The sequence below is a fragment of the Nonomuraea sp. NPDC051298 genome (genome assembly GCF_055586305.1).
This window is the reverse complement of the sequence record NZ_JBVJIM010000007.1, coordinates 272,532-294,963: the sequence shown is the minus strand read 5'-3', so window position 1 is coordinate 294,963 and position 22,432 is coordinate 272,532. Positions and strand designations below refer to the sequence as shown.

Here is a 22,432-nt window from a genome sequence, read left to right as displayed (position 1 = left end):
ATGGCGAAGATCTTGGTCACGGGGATGTCGGGCACCGGCAAGTCCACGGCATCAGAGATGCTGACGGCCCGGGGTCATCGCGCCGTCGATACTGACACCGGCCGGTGGAGCCACCGGGTGACCCTGTCGGACGGATCCACTGATTGGGGTGCCTACCCGCAATTCGACCACGTCGTCCTGCTCAGCGCTCCCGATCACGCGAGGACGTGACCTGGCTCCTGTGTGCGCAGCCTGGTTCTGCGCGGCCTGCGATGCCGGTGAGCAGCAGGTCGAGTTGGGTCAGCGTGTCCTTGACCGCGGCGCGTTGGTCGGTCGTGCGGGCGATGTCCAGGGCGGACTCGCAGATTCCCCCGTACAGCAGCGAGGTGAGTGGATCCAGGGGGCGCTCGGGGATGCACCCCGCTTCGACGGCGATGACGAGTCCGCGCTGCAGTTGCTCCTTGCATCCGGCCTGGATATCGCGCATGGCGGTCCAGCCGAGCGCCGCCGGTGCCTCGACCAGGGTGATCTGGCGTACAGCGGGTTCGAGGGATGCCTCCAGCAAAGCCTGGCAGCCTGCGGTTATCCCGTCCCACGGGTCCTGCTCGGCCCGGAACGCGCGCCGGACGATCGCGGCCAGCTCCTCCTGGTCCGCCGCGTAGACTTCGCGGAAGATGTGTTCCTTGTTTCTGAAGTGGTGGTAGAACGCTCCCCGCGTGACGCCGGCACGGCGGCAGATCGCGTCCAGCGTGACGGCGGAGAAACCGTCGCTCACGAAGAGCGCACGCGCCGCTGCGACCAGGGAGCTCATGGTCGCCCTTGTGCGTTCCTCCTGGGTTCGCCGCACAACCGCGTTCTGTGCCACACGCTCATCCTCTCTCGCCCTGCCCCGAGGATAGGAGAAACACGTGCTGCGTGTATCCCGGGGCCATCCGGTGGCACTCCCTTCGAACTCGGCCGGGGGTAGGAGGGCACGGCCGATGGCGCGGTAGCGGCTCCGGGATCCGGAGGTCCCTCATCTGTGCAGTCGGGGCAGGACGCTCGCAGCGAACCCCTCCAGGGCCGTGAGGTGGTCGTCGGCGGCCAGGCGGATGACGATGTGCCTGGCTCCTGCCTCGATGTAGGAGTTCAGCCATGCGGCGGCGTCCGAGGGCGCGCCGGCGAACAGGGCCTGGATCTTCTCGATGACCTCCAGCGGGGCGTTGTAGTAGGGCTCGATGCTCCTTCGCTGGAGTTCACGCGCCCGCTGGGGGTCCTCGTCCAGGGTGAGCGTCGCGTACAGGGCGGAGGTGACCGGACGGGTCGCCGTCTGGTGGATGGTTGCTCGATCGCGGGCGTAGTCCTCGACGGCGGGCGGGTAGGGCAGCCAGCCGTCGCCCAGGCGCGCCACTCGCCTCAGCGCCGGTTCGCCGCTTCCCGCCAGCCAGATCGGCGGGCCTGCGGGGCCGATCGGCGCGGGCGCCAAGGTGACGTCGCGGAAGTCGAAGTGCCGGCCGGCGAACGAGACGTCCTTGCCGCTCCACAGCCGCCGCATCGCCTCGATGGACTCCTCGAGGCGGCTGACGCGGCTCCGGAAGGGTACGCCGATCGCCTCGAACTGCCGTTGCGTGCCGGCGGTGGGGAAGCCGGCGCCCATGCCGACGATCAGGCGCCCATCGGTGAGCCGGTCCAGGGTGGCGAGCTGGTGTGCCATGAGGATGGGGTGCCGGAGCGCGGGCAGCAGGATCGCGGTGCCGAGCGTGACCCGCCGCGTGGCGACGGCCACCGCGGCCAGCAGGACCAGGGGATCGGCACGCGGCCGAGCCAGGGGGCTGTCCCCAGTCCAGACGGAGTCGAACTCGAGGGCCTCGGCGTGCTGGGCGATCGTGATCAGCCGCGTCAGCTCGTCGTCGCCGCGTACGGCCTGCTCACGGGTCGGCAGCAGGTAGCCGATCTTCACTTCGGCCATGCGGCCACCTCTCTTCTTGGGGTACGACGTCGGCTCTTCTTGGGGTACGACGTCGGCTCAGGACGGGTACACGTCCCGCATCAGGAGGTCGGCCAGCGGGCCGGGCGCGGTGACCATGGCGTCGTGGCCCGCGTCCAGGACGGTGGTCGCCCAGCCGTGTTCCTCGGCGAGCCGCGGGAAGGGCATGGGGCCGCCGGGGGTGCACAGCACCGCGCGGCAGTCGATCGCGTCGACGGCGCCGGTCAGCCGGGTCGGCTCGGCGAAGGTCCGCCGGGGCTGGGGGGTCAGTTTCGGTTCCAGCCACGCGACCTGGTCGGGGTCGGTCACGCCGACGGCGGCGGCCGGGGAGGGCGGGATCAGGCCGTCCACGGTCACGGACTCGATCCAGTCGAAGAAGAACGCGGGGGCCAGATCGTCCAGCGACTGCCCGTCCCGGCCGGCCCAGGCGTCGACCATGATGAGCCGGGAGACGCGTTCTGGCACACGGTCGGCAGCCTCGCGCACGACGAGCCCGGCATAGCTGTGCCCAACCAGAACGACGTCCCGAAGGTCCTCGTACGTCAGCACACCGAGCAGGTCGTCCACGTGGGTGCGCAGCCCGATCTCGCGGTCTGCCAGGTGGGCTCGCTCGCCGAGGCCGGTCAGCGTCGGGGTGCGCACCTCATGTCCGGCCCGCCGGAGCCGGGAGGCCACGTGCCGCCAGCACCAGCCGCCGTGCCACGCGCCGTGCACCAGCACGTAGGCGGTCATCGCAGGGCCGCCTCGCGGCTCTTCGCCTGCGCATGATCCCGGACGACGTTGGCCGGGGCGGTATAGCTCTCGGACAATTCTTCGCTCCTTGTCTACTTTGAGTCACTCTGAGCCGATGACGAGCACACCTTTGCCGGTGGTACGGCCGGTGGCGACGAGGCCGGCAAGAGTCTCAAGCCCCGCGCCGTCGGGATCGACGAGGAAGGTCACGGCGCGTACGCCGAGTTCGCCGGCGCGCTCCTGCAACCCCGGAGTCCAGGCGCCCCGCCCGCTGACCAGGACACCACCGGGACGCGGGCATTCCAGCGCCTTCAGTCCGGCCTGTCCGCCGGACATCTGGATGACGACGTCGCGTCACGCCGTACCCGGTCCTCTCCACCACCCCAGCGACGTCCCTGCCGTTGACGAACGGCAGGTCGAGCACCCGGTTGCAGGCCTGGCCCCGGCGCGTGAAGACATCCACCGGACTCACCCCCCGCCGCGAGCACCCGGACCAGCACCTCACCGAACACCGGCTCAGGCTCCTCCACCTCGACCAGCGCCATGGTCGCGATCTCTCCTCACGCCGATTGCTGGACTGCCCGCATGAGCGCCCTCCTCGATCCGACGATGAGGATGTTATATACATACGTCATGTATGTAAATGGCTACCGGACTGGGTTGTTTCCGGTTGCTGGTCAGCGTGGGGCTCGGCTGTCGCGCCGGTCCCCACCGACGAACGCCGAGCATCAGCGAACGGCTACACCCAACGGCGAAGGGCGTCGATCGTCGTCTCCGGTGAGGTGTTGAAGCAGAACCGGATTCCGGGTGTCGTCGCCACCAGCACGTTGACCAGCCGTTCGAACAGGAGGGTGTGCTCGGGTGCCATCCGCACACCACCTCCGATCATGGCCAGGTCGAAGGTGCCCTCGGACAACCGTTCACGAATGGTCCTTTCCGCCACGTCCGGGTCGGCACCGATCAGGCACGACACCGCGTCGAAACCCGCCGCCCGCAGAGCCGCGTCGCCCTGCTCGATCCGTGCGGTGAGCGTCGCCTCGTCGAGCTCCGGATGCCGGGTGTAGTCGATCGCGTTCGGATGCAGCCCGATCGTCAGAATCGTTGCCATCTTCGCTCCTACCAGGGGACGGGGCCGTTACGGTCGAAGAAGCCTCCAGTGGGCCCGTCAGGGTCCAGAGTGGCCAACCTGATGATCGCGTCGGCCCCCTCGGCTACGGTGTGGACACCCGTGTGACGGTTCATGTCGGTGGCGGGGTTGCCCGGGTCCGCGGCGTTGACCTTGAACCCGGGAAGCGCTCGGGCGTACTGGGACACGATCATGTTGAGCGCCGCCTTCGACGAGGCGTAGTCCATGGCCAGGAAGCCGGACTCGGGGCGGGTGGGGTCGCCGGCGTGTGTCAGCGAGGCGAGAGCGCTGGACACCATGACGATGCGGGGCTGTTCCGACTTCCGAAGCAACGGCAGGAACGCGTGTGTGACCCGTACCTGACCGAACACGTTGACCTCGTACAGCTCCCGTAGCGCGTCGGCGCCCATGTCGGCCGGATCCAGCAACGGGCCGCCGACTCCGGCGTTGTTGACCAGCACATCCAGGTGATCCACGCGGCCGGAGACGGCATTCATGGCCGCCGCCGCAGACTCGTCCGAGGTCACGTCGAGCTCGACGAACTCAACATCGAGTCCTTCGCCCGCCAGTGTGTCCGCGGCGTGCATGCCGCGTTCCCGGTCCCGGGCGGTCAGCAGGACCAGCCATTCTCTCCCGGCCAGGCGGCGTACGGTCTCCCGGCCCAGTCCCTTGTTCGCTCCGGTGACCAGTGCCACCGTCTTCATGTCTGTCATGGGGGCGATCGTCGGTGCGCGCGTCCGGGCACGCCAGGACCGCTGAGGCATGGGATCCGCGGTACCACCCGGCCGCGCGGTCCGTACGACATCATCGAGGAGTGGACCGAGCCGAACTCGCCGAAGTGCTCCGCACAGCCCGGGCCCGGGTGCGACCGCAGGACGTCGGGCTGCCGTCCGGCACTCGCCGCCAGGTGCCGGGCCTGCGCCGGGAGGAAGTGGCCATGCTCGCGAGTCTGAGCGTCGACTACGTGGTCCGGCTTGAACAGGGGCGAGGGCCGCGGCCTTCGAGCCAGGTCATCGCCGCGTTGGCCCAGGCGCTGCGGCTCGACGACGACGACCGCGACCTGGTGTTCCGGCTCGCCGGTCACGAGCCGCCTCAGGCCGGACGCATCGCGACGGTCATACGGCCGAGCGTGCTCCGGCTGCTGGACCGCATGGCGGATCTGCCCGTGCTGGTGCTGTCGGCCAAGGGCGACGTACTGGCCTGGAATCCCCTCGGAGCGGCGCTGCAAGGCGACATGTCCGCGTGGCCGCAGCGGCAGCGGAACCTCATCTGGCAACGTTTTCTCGGTAGTAGTCGCTGCCAGGTCGGCGAGGATGACGCGGCCGCTCGCGCCTCGGTCGGCACGCTCCGTGCCGCCCAGGCCCGTTACCCCAATGACCCCGAGCTGGCGCGAATGATCACAGGACTGCGTCGTGGCAGCCCACGATTCGACGAGCTGTGGCGGGAGGGACGGTCCTCCCCATGGCGTACCGCGACCAAGAGCATCGCTCATCCCGAGCTGGGTTCGATCACGCTCGATTGCGACACCCTCCTGCTTCCGGACAGCGACCAGACCGTACTCGTGTACTCGGCCGAGCCGGGAACCCCCGAGGCCACTGCGCTCGACATGTTACGAGTGACCGGGCTGCAGCGTTTCCCTGCTGACCGGACCGACTCTCGTACACCTATTCGTTGATTGTCCCGGCGCTGCAGCGCACGTCCATCTCGGTTGCAGGTTCCATGGAAGCACTAGGAACTCGTCGCCGGACGCGGAAAGAGCTTCAAGAATCTCTCCAGCACCGCCCGATCCCCCATCGCCGAGGCGGGATCCAGGGCCTGGCCGCCGAAGATGACCGAGCGCAGCGTGTCGGGGTCGGTCTCCATGACGGCGTCGGCCTCACCCTGGCCTCTCGTCACCGAGAATCCGTCCTCGGACACGGCGGCGTGGAAGCGGTCGTGGCCCAGGCGCAGTTCCACGCTCGCGGTGAAGCCGCGGGCCGCCTCGTGGTCGAACGTGGACTCCATCGCGATCATCAGCGCGGCCACGCTCAGCGACGCCTCGGAGGTCAGCGGCCTCCGCGATCCCCAGGCGGCCAGGGCCAGCACCACGGGGCCGAGGTCCTGGCCGGTTGGAGTCAGCTCGTAGATCCAGCTCGCCGCGGGCGGGGGCAGTTTGCGGCGCCGTACGACACCGGAGGTCTCGAGCTCGCGCAGGCGCTGCGACAGCACGTTCTGGCTCGCGGCCGGCAGGCCCGCGCGCAGGTCGGTGAAGCGCTTGGGGCCGGGCAGCAGCTCGCGCACCACCAGCAGCGCCCAGCGTTCGCCCACGTGATCGAGCGCCCTGGCGACCCCGCACGGGTCGTCGTAGCTTCGCATCGCATCCCCTTGCCAGCTAGGACTAATTAGTCCTAGTTTAGGACTATGAACCTCGACACGCTACCCCAGGGTGACGTCCGGCTCCTCGACCATGAGGTGGCGCAGGAGCTGCTGAACGGCACCGACCTGGCGCGGCTGGCCTACGTGGCCGCCGACGGGACGCCGCGGGTGTTCCCGACGATGTTCCAGTGGACGGGCCAGGAGTGGGTGATGGGAACGTTCCCGGCCGCCGCCAAGATCCGCGCGCTGCGCGAGCGGCCCGACGTGGCGATCTCCATCGACACGGACGCCTTCCCGCCCAAGCAGCTACTGCTGCGCGGCAAGGCCGAGGTCACCGAGGTCGAGGGCGTGGTGCCGGAGTACCGGCAGGCCCACCACCGCTACGCGGGCCCCGAGCAGGGCGCGCGGAACGTCGCCGAGGTCGAGCATCCCGGCCTGCGGATGTTCCGCGTGGCGGTCCGCCCGACCTGGGTCGGCGTGCTGGACTTCCAGACGCGGCTGCCAGGCGGGGCCACGCCGGAGGAGTTCGCCCGGCGCGGGCGGTCGTGACGTGGCCACCTTCGCACTGATCCACGGCGGCGGCGGCAGCTCCTACGACTGGCACCTGCTGGAGCCGGAGCTGCGGGCCAGGGGCCACCGGCCGGTGGCGGTCGACCTGCCGACCTCCGACCCGGAGGCGGGCCTGCGGGACTACGCGGACTCGGTCGTCCGCGCGATCGGCGAGCCGGAGCGGCTGGTCGTGGTGGGCCTGTCCTGGGGCGGGATCATCGCCCCGCTGGTCGCCGAGCAGGCCCGCGCCGACCTGCTCGTGATGGTCAGCGCCATGATCCCCGCACCTGGTGAGACGCCGGGACAGTGGTGGGAGCGCAGCGGGCACCAGCAGCCCGCCTCCGACGACGTCTTCGATCGTTACCTGCACGACGTCCCGCGCGAGCTCGCCGAGAAGGTGCTCGCGCGCAACAACGTCCGCATCGAGACCATGAGCATGGACAAGGTCCTGGCCGAGCCCTGGCCGCTGGAGTCCTGGCCGGACGTGCCGACCCGGTTCCTGCTGCTGCGCGACGACCGCTTCTTCACGCCCGACTTCGTCCGCCGCCACGTCGGGGAACGGCTCGGCATCGTGCCCGACGAGTTGCCCGGCAGCCACTCCGTGGCGCTGTCACGGCCGAAGGAACTGGCCGACTATCTGGCGAGCACCCTCACATAGCCCGGCGAACCGCGGCGGGCTATTCCTCGTACTGACTGGTCAGTTCAAAGAGCGGAGAGCCGCAGTGATCGTCGCCAAGGGACTCACGGTCGAGGAGGAGAGAACGCCATACGGAACACAGCGCCGGTGTGGCCGGTCAAGGGCTGGCTGACGTCACCCCGCGCGGGCCACTACCCGCACGAGCGTTCGTCGCTCAGAGCGGACACCTGACTGTTGACGCTCAGCGGTCACGGGCACGGGCGCTCGCCGTCGCACGGACGGCGGCGGAACTCGGCCTGTCCCTGCTGCTGTGCCTCGGGTGCCGATGCGGCGGTATCGTCGGTCGCGTTCGTCATGCTCCATCGGGACCTCCGTCGTGGTTGAGGCCGGGTGAGCGGTAAGGCGGCCAACGTGAAGGCCCCGTAGATTTCCTCGGAGCAGCTCCTGCAACGAGACCTGGTAGCCGGACTCGGCCCAGAGGGTGATGCCGGGAGGGTGCGGGGCCTCCTTGATGAGGCGCTCCATCCGGTGGGAGACCTCCAGCCGACCGGCGCGCATGTGGAGCTCTCCGACGGTGGTGATCAGGCAGCGGGTGGCTGCGGTCAACGAGGTGTCGTTGCACGCGGGCCGCACGACGGGCCGGGCTGACATTCCCGGCTGACGGGCTGACAAGGTCGCGCGCGTGGACGACGATGAGGGGCCGGATCTCCCACACGAAAGGTGGTTGCCATGCGCTTACGTACCCGGCTGGCACTGGGCGCCGTCCTCACCGCGGGGCTGATGGCCGCCCAGCCCGTCGTGGCGGCCCAGGCGGCGGCGGTGGACTTCGCCGCCGACTCCGGCGACCAGTGCCGCCGCGGCGTCACGGAGGGAACGCTCGACTGGGTGGAAGGGCCCGTCATCCGCCCCGGCGTCAAGGTCAAGGGCACGCTCGCCGACGACCCCGCCACCTCCGTCTGCGCGCCCGACCAGATGCACTCCCAGGCGGCCTTCCACGCCTACCACGGCGCGTCCCTCGTCGACTCCGAAGTGGTCAAGGCGGACGACGGGGCGGTCGATCTGGCCTTCGACCTGTCGGACGCGAGCGGGGTCAAAACGATCGACCGGGTGGTCGTCCAGGTGTGCCGGCACAGCAACACCCCGGTCGGGATCAGTTACTGCGGCAAGGCGGCCGAGTACAAGTCGCCCTGAGATCGGACGGGCGCGCGTGACGGCACGGCGGGGCCTGCCCGGCCTCGCCACCGCGCGAGGATCCGCTCCGCCGGATCGGGGATCCCGGAGCCCGGCCAGACCGAACGGCCGGGCCGGGCCCGGTCAGGTCGCGGTCTTGGGCTGAGCGGTCTTGGATGGGGCGGTCTTGGATGGGGTGGTCTTGGATGGGGTGGTCTTGGATGGGGCGGTCTTGGGCTGGGCCGTCTTGGGTCGGGCCGCCCGGTCGCGGATGAGTTCGGTGGCGGTGGCGGCCCGCAGCATCTGCGGATCCAGCAGTTCGGCCCGCCGCCGGGGCAGGCCGCCGGCCAGGGCGGCCTCGGTGAGCGCGGCGCCGAGCCAGCGCGCGTCCACGGGCTGACCGTCAGGCCGCCTGATCAGCGGCTCTCCGGCGGTCCCCGCGCCGTACCTCTCCACCAGCAGGGGGCGGGCCAGCGGCGGTATCGGAAAGGCGACGAGGTCGCCGCGGCTGTTGTGCACGGTGACGATGGCGGGCTCGCCGTCCACCACCGCGCGCAGGTCCTGAAGGGTCAGCCCGGCCAGGGACGCCGGGGGCGCGCCGGTGGCGTCCAGCAGCGCGACGGCGGCGGCCTCGGCGGCCCTGCCGTCGGCGGCCAGCCGGGCGATGCCCCGGCGCAGCAGCAGCCGTTCCTTCCGGGTGAGGGCGGCCGGGCCGGGGTCGGTGAGGTCGTGCCGTACCGCGCCGCTCCGCCAGGCGAAGGTGTAGAAGGACGACAGGACGGCGCGCTTCCTGGACACGGTCGTCTTGGCGAGTGGCCTGCCGGGGGTGCGTACTCCGGTGATGAGGGTCCCGGCGAGCGCCCCGTCGCAGTAGGCATCGAGGTGGGCGCCGGTGACGGCGAGCAGGTCGAGCGCCGGTGCCGTGGCCCGCAGCCAGCGCAGGAACGCGGCCAGCACCTGCAGCCGCGTCTGCCGGGTGGCCGCCGACGACCTCTCGGTCAGCCAGTCGGCCACCGTGCGGTGGGTCGTCGAGGCCAGCGCGTCGACCAGGTCGACGTCGTCCCCCGACGCCTCCCCTCCGTCACCGGACCGCCGGCGCGGCCGCAAGCCGCCGATCCGCCCCACGCTCGCGGCCCCGGGCCCGCCGCGCTCAGGCCCACCGCGCTCAGGCCCACGGCGCTCAGGCCCGCCGCCCTCCGGCTCGCCGATCGCCGCCCCTGCCGCCTTCACAGCACCCTCCGGCCCACCCGCGACGACCCCGTCCACCTTCACACCATCCGCGTTCGCACCGCTTGCCTGCACACTGGTGGACTTCACCCCGTCCGCCGTCGCCCCGTCCGCCGTCGCCCCGTCCGCCGTCACCCCGTCCGCCTCCGCATCGCCCTTGGCACCTGTGGTGCCGGTGAGGGTGACGGCCGCACCGGGCGCGCGCCTGTCGACGAGGGCCGTGGGCGCTGCCGCCATGGGGGGAGGCGTCCTTTCGGCAAGCGCCGTGGGCGCGGCGGCCGTTCGGGTGGGCGCCTGGTCGGACAGGACCTCCCCGGAGGTCGCCGGGAGCAGCCGATCCGGGGCCTGGCGTTCGTCGGCCACTAAGGACGCGCCCCTGCCCCTCACGGCGGAATCCGGAGCGGAGGCGACGTCGGTTCGGGGCATGCTCAGCACTCGACCCTACCCGCCCCCACCGTAGCCGCGGCCGTGCCCGTCACAGGCATGGACGTCACAAAGGTGCAGGTGGCCGTCGTGCGGGCGGGAGCGCCCCGGCGGCTTGAGCCAGGCAGTCCAATCATGATCTCGATCTTCTCACGGAGCGGCCCTTCACTCCCCGTTCATGCGCGAATCCCGCCCAAGCGCCCACTCCGCCACGAACGAACGGCTGACGCGCGACCGCCTGCCACGGTGATGGCGACGCGCTCGACCCGGCGCTCGTCAGGAGGGGACCGCGCGGATCTCCGTCACGGTGAACGCGTCAACGACGTGCCGGTTGTCGAGGAGGAACCCGACCAGCCCCGCGACCGCCTCGGTGCCCGTGGCGGCCCGCGTCTGTCCGCTGAGGAGGTACACCAGAGGGGTGGACGGCTGGTCGAGCGCGAGGTGGCGGCCATGGCGGCGGACGTCTTTCAGTGCCCTGATCGGCATCGGCCGCTCCGAAGTGAACCACACCGCGATCCTCCAAAGCGGCAACGCCGGGTCTGCCTCGGCGCAGGCGTGGTAGCAGGCGACGCAGCCCTTGCCTGCCTGCAGTCCGTGTGGGCAGGTCCACCGGACGACGTCCTCGGTCAGTTGGCCGCGCGCGTTCAGCTTCGCCTCGCTGACGTGGCGACGTACTGGTCGTGCCGGCTGCTCGGAAGGGGTGATGATGCGGGGAACGATGATCTCTTTCCTTCGGTGAGGTGCTGCGGCGGCATGTACGGACGGCCGTGGCCGGAACTCGCGGCCTCCGGGTCTCGCATGAAAGAGCCGCAGAGGCACGGCGTTCGGGCTAGGTCAGTCGGCGGAGGCATTCGGCCGGGTGAAGGAGACGAGATGGTCGATCTTCGCGAAACCGGCGGCCTCGAACAGCTCCCAGGATGGTTCCGGGTCACCGGCGGCGTACAGGATCGTCTCCGAGGCCGCGTGTTCGCGTAGCAGGGCGTCCGCCTGGAACAGCAGCGCCCGTTCGAACTCCTCATCGGCGTGGCCGGCGGCAGCGCCGAACCACCACAGGACGCCGAGGCCGTCGTTCGGCTCCTGGGCGACCAGCGCGGCCGAGGCGTCGTCGTCCCGGGCCTTCAGCCACCAGCCCGGCGGGGTGGTGCTGGCGACGACCTCAACCGTCGGGCACGCGAGGGCGCGGGGATCGCAAGGTGTCGTACGGCGCAGGTAACGCCAGGAGTCCCGCGCGACGAAGCCCGCGTTTTCGAGGACCTTCCGGGTCAAGGGCCGGCGTCCCGTCGGCAGGCCGGCCAGGCCGAGGCCCGGCGCGACGGCAGTGGCGAAGGCGTGCACGGGTGCGCCACCGCCCAGCCGGTGGAGCGCGTGGCGGACAAGGGCCGCCACGACGTCCAGGATCTCGTGCCCGTGCAGCCAGAGGATCTGTCCGGCGCGGCGATCGCGGTGTGTCGCGTACGACACCGCTCCCGCAACGTGGCCGTACGAATTCACCAGCACGTCGGTTCGCGGAAGTTCGAGGTCGTCGCAGGGACCCTGACCGGGAAGAGACGTTCCGGCCATCGTCTGGTCGAGCATGTGGAAGCTGCACGACGGCTGGCCGGGCAGTCGGTCGGCGTCGACGAGGGCGAGTACCGCCTCTCTGTTGGAGTCCTGATAGCGGCGCATTCTCATCCCCGACGTGGATGGATGCGCGAGCAGGTGGAACGGGGCGAGGATCTCGCTCGCGGACAGGGAATTGCCCGTGCGCGCGGCGGTTCTCATCGCGGCGGCCGCGAGGGGGCCGGCGGTGTGCGGCGGGATCACCAGGAGCATGAAGCCGTCCTGGCTGCCGCGAATCACCCTGATGGTGTTCGGCGTTGCCGAGAAGCCGCTGACGCGGACGAAACGACCGTCGACGAGCAGGTGGGCCGGGACGTCGTACCAGGCGGCGGTGTCGAGTCTGACCCGCAGGATGGGACCGAGCCGGTGCTCCAGGAAGCGGACGAGGACGGGCAGCTCACGGTGAAGGTCGCAGGAGTGAGGCCACCAGGCCCCGTCGAGGGCTCCGTCGCGGGTCAGCGTGGGTTCGAGGGACACCCGGGCCGGACGCAGGGTGATGGGCGTGACTGAGGGATCTCGGTTCGGCATCGGTGTGCCGCCTGTCTCCGGCGTTGCGGGCCGGCTGTATCCGGGGCGACGCCGACGCGGTTGCCGACATGCGAAAAATCCCAGGCTACTCACCATACGCCGCCCCGGCCCCGCTCCCCCGTCAACCCACACGGGGGATACAAAGGTACGGCCCGAACCGGATCCGGGCCCGCATCCGGTCACGGGCGCGGGCCGGGGCTCAGAACCGCGCCAGGTCAGGCGGCGACGATGTTCTCCGCCTGCGGGCCCTTCTGCCCCTGGGTGATGTCGAAGGACACCTTCTGACCCTCGCGCAGCTCACGGTAGCCGCCGTTGGCGACGATGTTGGAGTAGTGCGCGAAGACGTCGGGGCCGCCGCCGTCCTGCTCGATGAAGCCGAAGCCCTTTTCGGCGTTGAACCACTTGACGGTTCCGGATGCTATGACGATCTCCTTCAGAGATTTACCGGGACGCAATTCGCACCGCGCGAATCGCCGGGTCGCCGCAATGAGAGCCCATCCGGAGATGACCGGATACAAAAACGCACCTGGAAATAACCTCTGCCAGGTGCGTATCAAGTCATTTTATGGGTCAACTCATTGCAACGCTCTCGAGGTTACCACAGCTTTTCGGAACACCGGACCGGCACCGTCCGCAGGCGATCACGCAGCACTGGGACGTGGCGCCGCCGGGGCGCCGATCCGCTGCCCACGGGCCATCAGGTCCGCTCGGCAGCCAGTGGGGCGCCGTTGACGCCACCCGCCTACTCCTCCTTGGTGAAGTGTCACCCGCTGCTCCTTGCCTTCCACGCTGGACAGCGCGTACACCCACACGTCCACATTCGCCATCTCGTCCTCCACGACTCTCCAGCCGATCCCCCCGCGCCACCGCGCACACCCCGATCTCCCTGGACTCCCCGGACAAGCCGTGACCCGAGCACGGCAGGCCCGCCCTACCCAAAGCAGGACTTCCATCTACAGAGACGACCTTAAATGAGGAATCAAAACCGGAGACCATCACCAGAAATCATGCCCTTGACTTTAGGTTCAGTTGGGGTTGAGCGTCCGCTCGAGGCTGTTCAGGTGCGAGCAGGCAGCGTCGTGCAGCGTCCGGCCAGGAGCGTCGGACGCGTGTTTCCTGAAGCTGCTCCGGCCGGTTGCGTGATCCCTGAGCTGAGGGCCTGTTTCCGGGAGTCGCCCAAACAAGCTACTTCCGGAATTAGGGAATTCCGGAAGTACGAGGTAGGGTAAAAATACCGAGGACTTTTCGAGCGTTGGCATTCAGGTCGGCGTCGCCCCCGGCGAACCACCACCGGCCCCTTCGAAGGGGCCCGGACAGGTCAACGACCATGACGCCGGCACTTCTTTCTCAGCCCGCACCGCTCAGTCCCGTCTCGCCGGCGATTCCTCGGGTCGATTCCGCGCTACGACTCAGTCTCCTCCCGGTGCCGGATCGGCGAGCCGTGGTGGATGGCGCCTGGTGGCCCTTCTCCCGCGACGCGGCCACCGAGTTGCCCGGCCTCATCGCCGCCGTCGACCAGCGGCTGGGGCGGACCACGCTACTGGTTGGCGTGTACCGGGACGCGTGGCAGCGCATCCCGCGCCGGATCCCGGCACGCGGGCGGCCGGTCCGTGTGGGCTGCTTGCGCCACGCCGACCCGCGCCTGGTCGCCCTGTTCTTCGCCGCCGGCGAGCCGGTCGTCCTGCTGGTCATCCCGCCGGACACCGCCGCCGGCCCCGCTGAGGCCGCGCTCAAGCTCACCGCCCAGAACACCGCCGACCTGACAGCCGAGGACATCGTCACCTTCGCGCGCTCCAGGCGGACCGACGTTCTGGTCAGCAGGCATCTCATCCCATCTCAGCTTCTCCAAGAAGGAGACATTCCATGACCGTGACCGACACCGCCCCACTCGGCGTGGCCGACTCCTCGCGGCCGACCACCGTCCGCCTGTCGGGCGAGATCGACATCTTCACCACCGCAGCGCTTCGGCAGCAGTTGCTGAACACGCTGAAAAACAGCACGAGCCTGCTCGTCATCGACCTGTCGCAGGTGTCGTTCTGCGACGCCGGCGGCTTGGCCGTCCTGGTGGGCATCCGCCACCGCGCCCGGACGATGGGCATCACCTTGGTCCTGAGCGGGCCCCGCCCGTTCATGTCCCGGCTGCTTCGCCTCACCGGCCTGGGCCGCAGCTTGCCGGTGGCGGTGGCCTGACCCGGGTACGCGCAGACCCCGCAGGCCCTGGTGCGATCGCCGTTCCCACACGCCCGAGAGCGCCACTGACGATCCGCACGGCCAGCGCGCCCTGCACGATGTGACCCGCGCGCACGTCGGGCTGCATGACGGCCTCGCGCAGCTCGTCGGCGGTCATCGGCCGAGCGGGTTCGCGCGGGCCGCCGGGTACGCGCCCGGCCGGGGGCGTCTCGATTCCGTTGTGGCCGGGCATTTCCCGGTATGGTGCGCGTTCCATGAGAGAAACCGCACCGGACGGCATCGGCCAGGCGCTGCTGCGCGCGTTCGCCGAGCAGGGGTACGAAGCGGCTCTGCCCGACCCGCGCACCATCAGCGTGCGGCTGCCCGACGGCAGCACCGCGAACGCCGACATCAGCGCCTGGCGCGACCACGCCGCGAACGCGGGCCCCGGCGCGCTGCAGGAGGCCGCGGCCGGGTACGCCGCCCAGGCCGTCACGGCGTTCGGCCGCGGCTCCGAGCGGATCCGGGACCAGGATCTGCGCATGCGCCTCTACACCGACGACGCCCTCGGCGAGATGCGCGACTCGCTGGTGACCAGGCGGCTGGCCCCCGGGCTGATCGAGACCGTGGTCATCGACTACCCCGACTCGATCATGCCGCTCGACCGGGCCCGGCTCGGCGACGCGCCGCAGGACGCCGCCTTCGGGGCCGCCGTGGCGCATTCGCTGGCCGAGGAGCACTACGCGAGCACCAGCGACGTCGGGGGCGTGCCGGTGACGCACATCGGCGGCACGCACCGCTACGTCGGCGCGCACGCGCACGTCCTGCGCCGCCACACCGGCCAGGCCCCGTACGGCGCGCTGGTCTCCTTCCCGCTGCCCGAGTACGTGCTGGTCCACGAGATCGGCGGCGAGGCGCACCTGTTCGCCGCGTTGGAGGCCGTGCAGGACCTGTCGCGGCGGCTGTTCGACACGGGTGACAAGGCGCTCTCCCCGCAGGTCTACTGGTGGCGTCCCGGCCGCCACGAAGAGCTGCCCGAGGCTGACGCCCTGCGCAGCGGGCTGGTGCCGGACCTGCGCCCGGTCGGCGTCCAGGTGGACCACCAGGAACGGAGCGTGGCGTTCCAGAGCGCGGACACCGGCGAACTGGCCGAGCTGTGGATGCGCGACCACGGCTGAGCGAGAAGCGGGCCCGCTCAGGGGCGCTGCGGCTGGTAGTGCAGGACGGTGATCCCGCACTCGAACGGACGGGCCGTGACGAGGCTGAAGCGCTGGGCGGCGGCCAGGTCGGGGAAGACGGGCAGGCCGGTGCCGATCGTGGCCGGGTTGACGAACAGGTGGAGCTCGTCGAGCAGTTCGTGGGCGATCAGGCTCGACACCAGGGTGCCGCCGCCGTAGGCGATCAGGTCGCCGCCGGGCTGGGACTTGAGCCGCTTGACGGTCTCGGCCAGGTCTCCCCCGGCCACGGTGGCGTTGGGCCAGGGCGACTCGGTCAGGCTGTCGGAGATGACGACCTTGGGGGTGTCGTTCATCCAGGCGATGCCCTCCTTGGTCTCGCCCTCGGGCCCGGCCGCCCAGGCGGGGATGAACCCCTCGGCGAGCCTGCGGCCCAGCACGATGTGGTCGACCGACTCCATCAGGGCTTCGACGTAGTTGTTGAGGTCGTCGCTCCAGGGGGACGTCAGCCAGTCCATCTCGCCCTTGGGACCGGCCATGTAGCCGTCGATGGTGGTCTGGACCTGGAGCTTGAACGTGCGCATGGGGTGTTTCCTTCTGGTCGGCGCTTCATGTGCCCCCAGCGTGGCGCACACCCCTTACGAAAGGGTTACCGTGTGCCGCTGCCCGACCGTAAGCCGGAGCCGTCCGCGGCGCGACGGTCAGGAACGTGGCGCGTACATGATGACCGCCACCCCGGCCAGGCAGATCAGCGCGCCGATCACGTCCCAGCGGTCGGGGCGGAACCCGTCGGCCACCATGCCCCAGGCCAGCGACCCGGCCACGAAGACGCCGCCGTACGCGGCCAGGATGCGGCCGAAGTTCTGGTCGGGCTGGAAGGTGGCGACGAACCCGTACGCGCCCAGCGCCAGCACCCCCGCGCCGATCCACCACACGCCGCGCCCTTCGCGCCAGCCCTGCCAGACGAGCCACGCGCCGCCGATCTCGGCCAGGGCCGCCAGGACGAACAGGACGATGGACCGCAACACGGTCATAAAACCTCACCTCAGGTCAGACACCGACGGGCAGCCCGTGCCGCTCGCCGACACGGCGGATCTCCTCCAGCGGGTACGGCGCCTGCCTGCTCTCGCGCTGCAACCTGCGGTAGAAGCCGCTCATCACCGCGGCCAGCGGGCTGTACCGGGTCACGATCGCCGCCACCCCGGCCGGCACCCCGCCGGGCCGTTCGCCGTCGGCCCAGGCCCGCACCAGCGCGTCGCGCTCGTCGGCGTCGGTCGTGTGCAGCGCCCAGGCCAGCCAGCCCACGAAATGGGCCATCGTGTACGTGCGGTCGTAGGAGGCGTGCACCCGCAGGAAGGCGCTCTCCTCCGGCGACAGGGCGAAGCGCGAGGAGGTGGCGAGCCCGAAGTCGGTGAAGTAGAGGCTGTGGCCGTCGGTGAGGATGTTCTCGAAGTGGGCGTCGAAGTGCAGCAGCCCCCGCGCGTTCATGAACGTCACCCCCTCACGCAGGCCCCGGTCCACCATCGCGCAGGCCCGTTCCGCCCCGTCGGAGCGCACCTGGGCGGCCAGCCAGGTGTGCAGGTCCTGCGGGAAGTGTTCGAGGAACAACGTGAGGCCCGCCGAGGAGGTGCGCAGCGCGTGGAGCCGGCGGCGCACCTCCTCGCCGCCGCCCCAGTAGGCGACGGTCCGTTCCTCGTCGGCCAGCTCTTCGGGCAGGGCGGGCGCGGGTTGCGGCAGCACGCGCCAGTGGTACATGAGCGGGAATCCGGTGAACTGCCCGGACAGCACCCAGTCCGTGGTCATCGTGTGCGCCGCCAGCTCCCGCCAGGCGCCGAAGCCGGGTGAGCCGAGGCCGTACTGGCAGAAGGGCGGCAGGCCGAACACGTTGGCCGTGGAGCGCGCGTGGGCGGGCTGCCGTTCGAGGTCGGTGAGGGTCACGCGCTTGACGAAGACGGGGGTGCCCTCGACCTCCAGCAGCGCGGAGGCGCCGCCGATGCCGCTGCCGAGCGGGACCGCCCGCTCGGCCAGCAGTTCGGCCAGCTCGTGGTCGCCGCGCAGGGCCAGGGACGTGGAGACGGCGGCGTAGCCGTTCAGGCGACGCTCGGGCGACCTGGGCTGGTCGTCGTCCACCGGAGTCCTCCGTGATCTGCTGGCTCGGCCGGGCGGCCAGCCTAGCGGCCACGCCGCTCGGGCGCGTCAGCAGGAGACGACCAGCAACGTCATGATCACGCACAGGAGCACGACCATGGCCAGCACCCCGGCCACCTCCCAGCCGCTGACGTGCGCCGCGAAGCGCTGGGGCCCCTGCCGGGCGGCCTGGGCGTTGAACGCGTCCAGCCGGTGGGCCAGCCCCGGCCCGCTGTTCTTCAGCTCCACCTCGATCGCCTCCAGGATGAGTCGCTCCTGGGGTGACAGGCCCTCCACGGCCGTCACTCCGCCTCGATGGCACGTCCGCCGACGTGGGGATGGTGCAGGTCGAAGGCGGGCCGTTCGGAACGGATGCGGGGAAGGCTGGTGAAGTTGTGCCGCGGCGGCGGGCACGAGGTGGCCCACTCCAGCGAGTTGCCGAACCCCCAGGGGTCGTCGAGGGTGACCCTCTTCCCCTTCCGATGCGTGTACCAGATGTTGTAGAGGAACGGCAGCACCGAGGCGCCCAGGAGGAACGACCCGATCGAGGAGATCCGGTGCAGGTCGGTGAAGCCGTCGACGGCGCTGTAGTCGGCGTAGCGGCGCGGCATGCCGAGCATGCCCAGCCAGTGCTGGACGAGGAAGGTGGCGTGGAAGCCGATGAACAGCATCCAGAACTGCACCTTGCCGAGCCCGTCGTGCAGCATCTTGCCGGTCATCTTCGGCCACCAGAAGTAGAACCCGGCGAACATGGCGAACACCACGGTGCCGAAGACCACGTAGTGGAAGTGCGCCACGACGAAGTAGCTGTCGGTGACGTGGAAGTCGAGCGGCGGTGAGCCCAGGATCACCCCGGTCAGCCCGCCCAGCAGGAAGGTGACCAGGAAGCCGACCGAGAACAGCATCGGCGACTCGAAACTCAGGTGCCCGCGCCAGATCGTGCCCGTCCAGTTGAAGAACTTCACGCCGGTCGGCACCGCGATGAGGAAGGTGAAGAAGGAGAAGAACGGCAGCAGCACCTGCCCGGTGGGGAACATGTGGTGCGCCCAGACGGTCATCGACAGCCCGGAGATGGCGATGGTGGCGCCGACCAGGCCGATGTAGCCGAAGATGGGCTTGCGGCTGAAGACGGGCAGGATCTCGGTGATGATGCCGAAGAACGGCAGCGCGATGATGTAGACCTCGGGGTGGCCGAAGAACCAGAACAGGTGCTGCCACAGCATCGGCCCGCCGTTGGCGGGGTCGTACACGTGGGTGCCGAGCTTGCGGTCGGCCTCCAGCACGAGCAGGGCGGCGGCCAGCACGGGGAACGCCATCAGCACGAGCATGCTGGTCAGCAGCACGTTCCAGGTGAAGATGGGCATCCGGAACATGGTCAGGCCGGGCGCGCGCATGCAGATGATCGTGGTGATGAAGTTGACCGAGCCGAGGATCGTGCCCAGGCCCGCCAGCGCCAACCCCATAATCCACAGGTCGCCGCCCGGGCCGTGCGAGTAGACCCCGTCCGACAGCGGCGTGTACGCGAACCAGCCGAAGCTGGCCGCGCCCGAGAAGGTGAAGAAGCCGCTGACCGCGATCAGCCCGCCGAACAGGAACAACCAGAAGCTGACGGCGTTGAGGCGGGGGAAGGCCACGTCGGGCGCGCCGATCTGCAGGGGCATGACGACGTTGGCGAACCCGGCGAACAACGGGGTGGCGAACAGCAGCATCATGATCGTGCCGTGCATGGTGAAGAGCTGGTTGTACTGCTCGTTGGTCACCAGCGCCAGCTCAGGGCTGAACAGCTCGGCACGCAGGATCATCGCCATGACCCCCGCCCCCAGGAAGAACGCGAACGAGGCGATCAGGTACAGGTAGCCGATGATCTTGTGGTCGGTGGTGGACAGCCAGCTCGCCAGGCGCCGCCCGAGGCCCTTGGACGGGTCGGGCGGCGAGGTCGACGGTTCTTCGGTACGCGCTTCGTCTATGGCCACCGGAGACCCCCCATTTGCCCCGTTGCGCTAGCGACGCCCGGCCTGAATGGCGTTTTTCCAGGTCAGTACCGCTATGACGGGCTTACCCCCTCCACTGGCACCTATGCTCGGCCCTCATCCCGCCGCCCTTCATCCCCTGAGGAAGCCGGGGATGAAGGGCGGGGAGGTCCGGGGAAGGCGCCGCACCGGCCGGGCCCCGCCGGAGGGCCTCCGATAGCCTCCTGAACGTCCAGGTTTTGGAGGAAACGACGTGTCGGGGGTTGTCGCGGCGTTCGCCGCCTTGGTGTCGGTCGCCGTACTCGGCTATGTCATCGGCGTCGTCGGGCTGCTGCGGCCCAGCGACGAGCTGGTGCTGTCGCGGCTGGCGTTCTTCGTGGCGACGCCGGCGCTGATGTTCGCCACGGTGTCGCGGGCCGACCTGGGCGCGCTGGTGTCGCCGGTGCTGCTGACCGCGGTCATCTCGGTGGCGTTCACGCAGCTCGTGTTCGTGCTGGTGGCCAAGCTCGCGTGGCGGCGCACCGCACGGGAGGCCACGATCGGCGCGCTGGCCTCCTCCTACGTCAACGCCGGCAACCTGGGCGTGCCCATCTCCCTGTACGTGCTGGGCGACGCCGCCCTCATCGCCCCCATCCTGCTCTTCCAGCTCCTCGTCCTGACGCCCGTCTCCTTCCTGATCCTCGACAAGGGCTCGCGCTCGCCGCGCGCCGCCCTGCTGCTGCCGCTGCGCAACCCGCTCACGGTCGGCTCCCTGCTCGGGCTCGCTCTCGCGCTCGGCGAGGTCTCCCTGCCGGTCCCGGTGATGCGCCCGATCGACCTGCTCAGCGGCGCGGCCGTCCCCGTCGCGCTGCTGGCGTACGGACTGAGCCTGTACGGCTCGCGCCACGCGGGCCCCGCCCCCGAGGAGGACGGCGTCGGCAAGGACCTCGGCCTGGCCGTGGCGCTCAAGGCCGTCGCGCAGCCCGCCGTCGCGTACGTCACCGCCCGCTTCGCCCTCGGCCTCGACGGCACGCACCTCCTGGCCGCCACCCTGTTCGCGGCCCTCCCCACCGCCCAGAACATCTATGTGTACGCCGTCACGTACGACACCGGCAGACGCCTGGCCCGCGGCGCCGTCCTGGTGACGACGGGCCTGTCCATCCCGATCATGACCGCGATCGGGGCGGTCCTGGGCTGAGCGGAGTCCGCCGGAAAAGATTTCCCGGAATCCGGGTCGATCCGTGTCGATCCGCGCCCGGCCCGTTCGACGCCTGGGTGACGGACAACGACAACCCCGATGAAGGGACCGGTCATGCAGAAGATCACCACGTACCTCTGGTTCGACAACCAGGCCGAGGAGGCCGCCACGTTCTACACCTCGCTGTTCGCCGACTCGCGGATCCTGGAGGTCCAGCGCTACGGCGAGGCCGGGCCGGGGCCGGCCGGCACGGCGATGACGGTCTCGTTCGAGCTGTCCGGTCAGCGGTTCGTGGCGCTGAACGGCGGGCCGGAGTTCACCTTCACCGAGGCCATCTCCCTCTACGTGGACTGCGAGACGCAGGAGGAGGTGGACGAGCTGTGGGCCAGGCTCACCGCCGACGGCGGCCAGGAGTCGCAGTGCGGCTGGCTGAAGGACCGGTGGGGGCTGTCCTGGCAGATCATCCCCCGCCAGTTGCCCGAGCTGCTGGGCCACCCCGACCCGGCCAAGGCGCAGCAGGTCATGAAGGCCATGCTGGGCATGCACAAGATCGACCTCCAGGCGCTGCGCGAGGCGGCCGGGTCGGCGTAGCCCTCCTCGGCCGTGACGCCCGGCGGCACCCGGCGGCGGCGCGACGGGCCGGCGTGCGCCGCGCCGGGGTCACGGCTCGAGCGTGTCCAGGAACTCCCGTACGGCGGCGGCGAAGGCGGCCGGGTCGTCGTCGTGCACCCAGTGGCCGCAGCCGGGCAGCTCGCGCAGCACGGTGCCGGGGCGGCGCGCGGCCATCTCGCGGGCCATCGCGGTGGGCAGGACGAAGCTGTCCAGGCCGTGCACGAGCAGCGCCGGGCAGCGCGAGCCGAGCCAGTCGGCCCACCAGTCGCCGACGAGGGCCTGCTGCGAGGCCATCATGTCGTCGTGGTCGAACAGCAGCCCCCAGCCGTCGGGGTGCTCGACGGCGCTCTCCAGGAAGTAGCCGGCGTCGGGGATGCCCTGGGCCTCGATGGCGCGGCGCAGCGCGGCCAGGGTGGGGGCGCGGCGCGGCCAGCCCCGTACGTCGAGGACGGGGTGCGGGACGTCGGGCCGCCGGTTGTACGCGCCGCCCTCCTCGACGATCAGGGCCCGGACGAGGTCGGGGTGGCGGGCGGCCAGCCGGAACGCGGTGACGCCGCCCATGGAGTGCCCCAGCACGACGACCGGTCCCAGCCCGAGCCCGCGCAGGAACCCGGCGGCGTCGGCCACGTAGGCGTCGGGGCCGAAGTCGCCGTCACCCCGTCCGCTGTGCCCGTGACCGCGCTGCTCGAGGGCGATCACGCGGTGACGCGGGGCCAGCGACTCGGCCAGCGCCGCGAACGCCCGCCCCCTCCCGAAGTGCCCGTGCAGCGCCAGCACCGGCACTCCGGTCCGCCGGACGTCGAACCAGGCCAGGCGGACGCCGCGAACGGTCGCCACGTGCTCCCTCAGCACCGTCTCCCCGCGGGTATCCGCGCTCGCCATCGCCGCCGCCTCCGTGATCGTTGGAGCCG

At 70.5% G+C, this 22,432-nt stretch carries 26 protein-coding genes; 9 read left to right on the top strand and 17 right to left on the bottom strand.

Features of this window, described 5'->3' with window-relative positions:
* Positions 1 to 181: 181 nt before the first annotated feature.
* The 6 genes from ACZ6S0_RS22850 to ACZ6S0_RS22825 form a co-directional block, all read right to left on the bottom strand.
* Complete coding sequence (locus tag ACZ6S0_RS22850; RefSeq protein WP_465920951.1) at positions 182 to 790, bottom strand: TetR/AcrR family transcriptional regulator; 609 nt, start codon at positions 788 to 790, stop codon at positions 182 to 184.
* Between the two features lie 204 nt (positions 791 to 994).
* On the bottom strand, positions 995 to 1,927 hold the full coding sequence (locus ACZ6S0_RS22845; protein ID WP_465920948.1) for an LLM class flavin-dependent oxidoreductase: 933 nt from the start codon (positions 1,925 to 1,927) through the stop codon (positions 995 to 997).
* 57 nt (positions 1,928 to 1,984) lie between these two features.
* Positions 1,985 to 2,677: an alpha/beta fold hydrolase gene (locus tag ACZ6S0_RS22840; RefSeq protein WP_465920946.1), complete on the bottom strand. Its 693-nt coding sequence runs from the start codon at positions 2,675 to 2,677 to the stop codon at positions 1,985 to 1,987.
* A 102-nt stretch (positions 2,678 to 2,779) separates the two neighbouring features.
* Positions 2,780 to 3,013, bottom strand: a complete 234-nt coding sequence (locus ACZ6S0_RS22835; protein WP_465920945.1) for a hypothetical protein — start codon at positions 3,011 to 3,013, stop codon at positions 2,780 to 2,782.
* A 403-nt stretch (positions 3,014 to 3,416) separates the two neighbouring features.
* A complete protein-coding gene (locus ACZ6S0_RS22830; protein WP_465920943.1) occupies positions 3,417 to 3,785 on the bottom strand; it encodes a hypothetical protein in 369 nt (122 codons plus the stop codon).
* Positions 3,786 to 3,793: 8 nt separating this feature from the next.
* Positions 3,794 to 4,516 carry an SDR family oxidoreductase gene (locus ACZ6S0_RS22825; protein WP_465920940.1) on the bottom strand — a complete coding sequence of 241 codons (723 nt, stop codon included), beginning with the start codon at positions 4,514 to 4,516 and terminating at the stop codon, positions 3,794 to 3,796.
* Between the two features lie 101 nt (positions 4,517 to 4,617).
* Here ACZ6S0_RS22825 and ACZ6S0_RS22820 point away from each other — a divergent pair, with 101 nt between their 5' ends.
* Positions 4,618 to 5,478 (top strand): helix-turn-helix transcriptional regulator, encoded by an 861-nt coding sequence (locus tag ACZ6S0_RS22820; protein ID WP_465920938.1) that lies wholly within the window; start codon positions 4,618 to 4,620, stop codon positions 5,476 to 5,478.
* Positions 5,479 to 5,531: 53 nt separating this feature from the next.
* Here the strand turns inward: ACZ6S0_RS22820 and ACZ6S0_RS22815 are convergent, their stop codons facing one another.
* Positions 5,532 to 6,158 carry a winged helix-turn-helix transcriptional regulator gene (locus tag ACZ6S0_RS22815; RefSeq protein ID WP_465920937.1) on the bottom strand — a complete coding sequence of 209 codons (627 nt, stop codon included), beginning with the start codon at positions 6,156 to 6,158 and terminating at the stop codon, positions 5,532 to 5,534.
* A gap of 45 nt (positions 6,159 to 6,203) precedes the next feature.
* Here ACZ6S0_RS22815 and ACZ6S0_RS22810 point away from each other — a divergent pair, with 45 nt between their 5' ends.
* The 3 genes from ACZ6S0_RS22810 to ACZ6S0_RS22800 all read left to right on the top strand — a co-directional run bounded on the left by ACZ6S0_RS22810 (position 6,204) and on the right by ACZ6S0_RS22800 (position 8,535).
* Entirely contained in the window at positions 6,204 to 6,707 is a 504-nt protein-coding gene (locus tag ACZ6S0_RS22810; protein WP_465920935.1) for a pyridoxamine 5'-phosphate oxidase family protein, read from the top strand.
* A 1-nt stretch (position 6,708) separates the two neighbouring features.
* A complete protein-coding gene (locus tag ACZ6S0_RS22805) occupies positions 6,709 to 7,365 on the top strand; it encodes an alpha/beta fold hydrolase (protein ID WP_465920933.1) in 657 nt (218 codons plus the stop codon).
* Between the two features lie 708 nt (positions 7,366 to 8,073).
* A complete protein-coding gene (locus tag ACZ6S0_RS22800) occupies positions 8,074 to 8,535 on the top strand; it encodes a hypothetical protein (protein ID WP_465920930.1) in 462 nt (153 codons plus the stop codon).
* 123 nt (positions 8,536 to 8,658) lie between these two features.
* Here ACZ6S0_RS22800 and ACZ6S0_RS22795 read toward each other — a convergent pair whose 3' ends face one another.
* The 4 genes from ACZ6S0_RS22795 to ACZ6S0_RS22780 all read right to left on the bottom strand — a co-directional run bounded on the left by ACZ6S0_RS22795 (position 8,659) and on the right by ACZ6S0_RS22780 (position 12,713).
* Positions 8,659 to 9,978 carry a hypothetical protein gene (locus ACZ6S0_RS22795; protein WP_465920928.1) on the bottom strand — a complete coding sequence of 440 codons (1,320 nt, stop codon included), beginning with the start codon at positions 9,976 to 9,978 and terminating at the stop codon, positions 8,659 to 8,661.
* A 462-nt stretch (positions 9,979 to 10,440) separates the two neighbouring features.
* Entirely contained in the window at positions 10,441 to 10,674 is a 234-nt protein-coding gene (locus tag ACZ6S0_RS22790) for a hypothetical protein (protein WP_465920925.1), read from the bottom strand.
* Between the two features lie 324 nt (positions 10,675 to 10,998).
* Positions 10,999 to 12,240, bottom strand: coding sequence for a DUF5994 family protein (locus ACZ6S0_RS22785; protein WP_465920923.1), 1,242 nt, complete (start codon positions 12,238 to 12,240; stop codon positions 10,999 to 11,001).
* Positions 12,241 to 12,506: 266 nt separating this feature from the next.
* The gene (locus ACZ6S0_RS22780; protein ID WP_344887594.1) at positions 12,507 to 12,713 is read right to left on the bottom strand and encodes a cold-shock protein; all 207 of its coding nucleotides are present in this window, start codon (positions 12,711 to 12,713) and stop codon (positions 12,507 to 12,509) included.
* Between the two features lie 905 nt (positions 12,714 to 13,618).
* Between ACZ6S0_RS22780 and ACZ6S0_RS22775 the strand changes: the two genes are divergently transcribed.
* The 3 genes from ACZ6S0_RS22775 to ACZ6S0_RS22765 all read left to right on the top strand — a co-directional run bounded on the left by ACZ6S0_RS22775 (position 13,619) and on the right by ACZ6S0_RS22765 (position 15,638).
* On the top strand, positions 13,619 to 14,158 hold the full coding sequence (locus ACZ6S0_RS22775) for a DUF5994 family protein (RefSeq protein WP_465920921.1): 540 nt from the start codon (positions 13,619 to 13,621) through the stop codon (positions 14,156 to 14,158).
* Entirely contained in the window at positions 14,155 to 14,481 is a 327-nt protein-coding gene (locus ACZ6S0_RS22770) for an STAS domain-containing protein (RefSeq protein ID WP_465920919.1), read from the top strand. Before ACZ6S0_RS22775 ends, ACZ6S0_RS22770 begins: the two co-directional genes overlap by 4 nt.
* A 254-nt stretch (positions 14,482 to 14,735) precedes the next feature.
* Positions 14,736 to 15,638 carry a hypothetical protein gene (locus ACZ6S0_RS22765; protein WP_465920917.1) on the top strand — a complete coding sequence of 301 codons (903 nt, stop codon included), beginning with the start codon at positions 14,736 to 14,738 and terminating at the stop codon, positions 15,636 to 15,638.
* Between the two features lie 17 nt (positions 15,639 to 15,655).
* Here ACZ6S0_RS22765 and ACZ6S0_RS22760 read toward each other — a convergent pair whose 3' ends face one another.
* The 5 genes from ACZ6S0_RS22760 to ctaD all read right to left on the bottom strand — a co-directional run bounded on the left by ACZ6S0_RS22760 (position 15,656) and on the right by ctaD (position 19,729).
* Entirely contained in the window at positions 15,656 to 16,219 is a 564-nt protein-coding gene (locus ACZ6S0_RS22760; protein WP_465920915.1) for a dihydrofolate reductase family protein, read from the bottom strand.
* 117 nt (positions 16,220 to 16,336) lie between these two features.
* Entirely contained in the window at positions 16,337 to 16,669 is a 333-nt protein-coding gene (locus tag ACZ6S0_RS22755; RefSeq protein WP_465920912.1) for a YnfA family protein, read from the bottom strand.
* 16 nt (positions 16,670 to 16,685) lie between these two features.
* On the bottom strand, positions 16,686 to 17,765 hold the full coding sequence (locus ACZ6S0_RS22750; RefSeq protein WP_465920909.1) for a protein kinase family protein: 1,080 nt from the start codon (positions 17,763 to 17,765) through the stop codon (positions 16,686 to 16,688).
* A 66-nt stretch (positions 17,766 to 17,831) separates the two neighbouring features.
* Positions 17,832 to 18,068: a DUF3040 domain-containing protein gene (locus ACZ6S0_RS22745; RefSeq protein WP_344887449.1), complete on the bottom strand. Its 237-nt coding sequence runs from the start codon at positions 18,066 to 18,068 to the stop codon at positions 17,832 to 17,834.
* A complete protein-coding gene (gene ctaD / locus ACZ6S0_RS22740; protein WP_465921185.1) occupies positions 18,065 to 19,729 on the bottom strand; it encodes an aa3-type cytochrome oxidase subunit I in 1,665 nt (554 codons plus the stop codon). Before ctaD ends, ACZ6S0_RS22745 begins: the two co-directional genes overlap by 4 nt.
* A gap of 256 nt (positions 19,730 to 19,985) precedes the next feature.
* Here ctaD and ACZ6S0_RS22735 point away from each other — a divergent pair, with 256 nt between their 5' ends.
* Positions 19,986 to 20,909, top strand: a complete 924-nt coding sequence (locus ACZ6S0_RS22735) for an AEC family transporter (RefSeq protein ID WP_465920904.1) — start codon at positions 19,986 to 19,988, stop codon at positions 20,907 to 20,909.
* 114 nt (positions 20,910 to 21,023) lie between these two features.
* Positions 21,024 to 21,500: a VOC family protein gene (locus tag ACZ6S0_RS22730; protein ID WP_465920901.1), complete on the top strand. Its 477-nt coding sequence runs from the start codon at positions 21,024 to 21,026 to the stop codon at positions 21,498 to 21,500.
* Positions 21,501 to 21,569: 69 nt separating this feature from the next.
* Here the strand turns inward: ACZ6S0_RS22730 and ACZ6S0_RS22725 are convergent, their stop codons facing one another.
* Positions 21,570 to 22,403 carry an alpha/beta fold hydrolase gene (locus ACZ6S0_RS22725; protein WP_465920898.1) on the bottom strand — a complete coding sequence of 278 codons (834 nt, stop codon included), beginning with the start codon at positions 22,401 to 22,403 and terminating at the stop codon, positions 21,570 to 21,572.
* Positions 22,404 to 22,432 lie beyond the last annotated feature (29 nt).